The following is an 879-nucleotide window of genomic DNA, read 5'->3' as shown; positions in this document are numbered from 1 at the left end:
GGGCCAGCCCCGCGCGGAGAAATTTATCAAGTAAATTCAATATCTTGATGAATTGATGGCGCCGTCGCAGGGCCCTCCGCGACCCCGCCATTTCTGCCGCCCCGGCAAGAATTGCCCCAAGCCGGCCTCCCCCGTGATTGCTTCACCGGAATGCCCCCTATATTAAAGAGATCGCTCTCAGCCGCTTTCGACCGGGCCAGTCGCGCGCCTTGCGGGAACCGAAGTTCCCCGGGACCACCGATGTCCCGGCCAAAGGCACATCGCGGATCGCAAAACGCCGCCGTCACACCTTAAGAACCCATGCTCAACAGTCTGGATCTCGAAGGCCGTCCGCAGGACACCAGGGTCGTCGTCGCCATGTCGGGCGGCGTCGATTCCTCGACGACGGCTGCGCTGCTCAAGGCTGAGGGCTACGACGTCGTCGGCATCACGCTCCAGCTCTACGACCACGGCGCGGCGACCCATCGCAAGGGCGCCTGCTGCGCCGGCCAGGACATCCACGACGCCCGCGACGTCGCCGCCAAGCTCGGCATCCCCCATTACGTGCTCGACTACGAGGACCGTTTTCGCGAATCCGTCATCGACAACTTTGCCGACAGCTACGCGCTCGGCGAGACGCCGGTGCCGTGCATCGAGTGCAACCGCTCGGTCAAGTTTCGCGACCTCCTGAAGACCGCGCGCGAGCTCGGCGCCCAGGCGCTCGCCACCGGCCATTACGTCGCCTCGCGCCATCTCGACGACGGCTCGCGCGCGCTGGTGTGCGCCGCCGATGCCGATCGCGACCAGAGCTACTTCCTGTTCGCGACCACGCGCGCGCGCGCTGGTGTGCGCCGCCGATGCCGATCGCGACCAGAGCTACTTCCTGTTCGCGACCACGCG

1 protein-coding gene is annotated in these 879 nt (G+C 66.0%); it reads left to right on the top strand.

Translation table 11 applies throughout. The features are described 5' to 3' along the window. Positions 1-300: 300 nt before the first annotated feature. A partial coding sequence (locus AC1D00_RS43230) for an asparagine synthase-related protein (RefSeq protein ID WP_477014940.1) occupies positions 301-879 on the top strand: 579 nt, incomplete at its 3' end.

The sequence above is a fragment of the Bradyrhizobium sp. P2_E8 genome, from assembly GCF_056403875.1.
This window is presented reverse-complemented; position numbering and strand designations above follow the sequence as displayed.